The sequence below is a fragment of the Kocuria sp. CPCC 205235 genome, assembly GCF_040980905.1.
GTDB classification, from domain to species: Bacteria; Actinomycetota; Actinomycetes; order Actinomycetales; family Micrococcaceae; genus Kocuria; species Kocuria carniphila.
In genome coordinates this window covers 1-2276 of the sequence record NZ_JAVKPR010000058.1, presented here as the reverse complement: position 1 = coordinate 2276, position 2276 = coordinate 1, and the positions used below count along the sequence as shown (strand labels likewise).

The 2276-nt window shown below is 59.9% G+C and carries 2 protein-coding genes and 1 pseudogene; all 3 read left to right on the top strand.

All coding sequences use genetic code 11. From position 1 onward, the window contains the following. Window positions 1-71: 71 nt before the first annotated feature. A pseudogene (locus tag RF638_RS15920) lies at window positions 72-197 on the top strand (IS110 family transposase); the annotation flags it as partial. A 45-nt stretch (window positions 198-242) separates the two neighbouring features. Next, the gene (locus RF638_RS15915) at window positions 243-1073 is read left to right on the top strand and encodes a lysostaphin resistance A-like protein (RefSeq protein WP_368842455.1); all 831 of its coding nucleotides are present in this window, start codon (window positions 243-245) and stop codon (window positions 1071-1073) included. A 108-nt stretch (window positions 1074-1181) separates the two neighbouring features. Beyond that, a complete protein-coding gene (locus tag RF638_RS15910) occupies window positions 1182-2231 on the top strand; it encodes an exonuclease domain-containing protein (protein WP_368842454.1) in 1050 nt (349 codons plus the stop codon). Window positions 2232-2276 lie beyond the last annotated feature (45 nt).

Sequence of the window (2276 nt, the reverse complement as noted above, 5' to 3'; positions counted from 1 at the left end):
GCGCCCTGCTCGCCGCCGGTGGCCACCGGCCGTGGCGGAAGACGCCTACCCACGCTCATCTGTGAAGGGCCGGTAAACGCCACAACCAAGCTGTGATCGCACTGGCCAGACGACGAACCGATGTGCTCTACGCCATGTTGCGCGACGGATCTTTCTACCAAGAACCCACCCCACCGACCGTGGCCCTAGCCGCTTGACGAAAACCATAGAAGCACCCCCCTCATGAAGGAGCCCCCGATCCTATGAAAAACCGTCTCGCCGAACACCTGACCACGTGGAAAGCCTGGTATGCGCTACCCGCCTTCTTCGCTCTCCTGATCAGCTCGCTGATCCCTACCATCGGGTCCGTGTTTCTGGGCGGTGAGAACAAAACGGCTATGGCCATGTTGGTGCCGGTTCAATTCATCGCTTTCGCTGTACTGGGATTGGGGATCATCGCTCTGCTCGCGCGCCGCTGGCCGTCCCGCGCGGATCTCGGGTTGAAGAAGTCCCTGACCTGGAAGCAGATACTGCTCCTGATCGTGGTCTTTGCGGTCTCCCACTTGAGCTTCTGGCTGCTCGCGCTGGGCGGCCCCTCGAACGCCGACGCACCCAGCCGCTTCTTCGAAGAACAGAACCTCGGCGGGCCCTTGCTGCAGGCCGTGGCTATTCTGTTCGCCAGCGTCATCTTGGCCCCGGTGTGTGAGGAGCTGCTCTACCGCGGAGCGATCCTGCGACCCATTCACGACGCCATCGCCCGCCGCGGCTCCACCGTCCTCGCCGCGGTCGTTTCGATCCTGGTCGCCTCGGTCGCTTTTGCGCTGCCGCACCTGGGTGACTCGCTCACCGGGCGCGAGGCCGCCGCCTACATGGTCACCGGCATCGCGTTCGGCCTGGTCTACGTACTCACCGGCTCGATGACCGCGGCCATGGTTTCGCATTCGTTGCAGAGTTGCTTCGCCTTCGGACAGATCCTTGTCCTGGGACATGGGGACGCCTACGGCTCGCCGATCCTGTACATCCTGGTGTTCGGGTGCCCGGTGATTGTGTTCTTCGTGGCGCGGGGGTTGCGGGCGGTGTTTCCGAGGGGGTGACTACGGGGCGACGACGGCGCGCGGGTGGTTTGGCCTGCCGACGCCACCGTCGTGTCAGTGACCGGCCATAGGATGAACGAAAAGTGATGATCCCTGTGAGGCCCTTAAATGAACCCCCCAACAGCTCTTGAGTTCACCGCCATAGATTTCGAGACCGCCAATCGAGACAACGCATCTGTATGTCAGGTTGGCGTTGTGCGTGTCGAATCGGGGATGGTGGTTGCTCGGGATTCATGGCTGGTAATCCCGCCAACAGGGGTGGAGTCGGACGATTTTGACCCCGGAAACATTCGCATTCACGGGATCTTTCCCAGTGATGTCCGCAAGAAGGGGATTACCTGGCAGCAGAGTCTTGATCGGCTGCAGACTTTCAGTCGAGGAACTGCACTGGTCGCGCACAACGTGAGTTCTGATCGGGGTGCTTTTGAAGCGGCTTGTCTCGCATCTGGTATTGCGCCTCCAGCTCTGCGGTGGGAGGACACACTCGTTATCGCCCGTAGGCACCTTCAGCTTGAGAACTACAAGTTGCCCACCGTGGCTGCTCATGTGGGTATCCGAAAGTTCAAGCACCACGATGCAGCTGCGGATGCTGAGGCGTGTGCGCAGATCGCAATCCATGTTGCTAATGAAATCGGCGCAAGCGACATAGATGACCTGTGGCCTGTTCGAAAACGGTCATCATCAACTGCCCAGCATCTCTACTACGATCGGGCCTCGACAGCCAAGAGTTCGGAACTTCCTCAACCCTCAGCTGATGCGGATGAACGCCACCCACTTTATGGGCAGATGGTCGTTCTAACTGGGGACCTCGACGACATGGCGCGCTGGGATGCTTTCGAAGCCATTGCAGCTGTAGGTGGTATCCCACAAAAGGGAGTGACCCTCAAGACAACTGTTTTGATTGTGGCCGGATATGACCGTATCCCGGCTAATTACAACCCATCTTTGGGTACAGGTAAAGAGAGAAAAGCTGGGGAGTACATCGAACGTCGAGGACGCGAGATCACGTTCATCGGTGCCTCGGATTTCCGGGAGGCACTCGCGTGGGCACCAGCAGAAGATTCTTACCCGCCCGCTGTATTGGACTTGGAGGATGACAACCCCGGACAGCCGGAGGTAGAGCCCGTTTACGGGCCCTTCACAAATGAGCATGGGTAGCGGGGTGCGCGGGGACGTTCCGGAGCGCGTGTTGTGAGGCCTGGG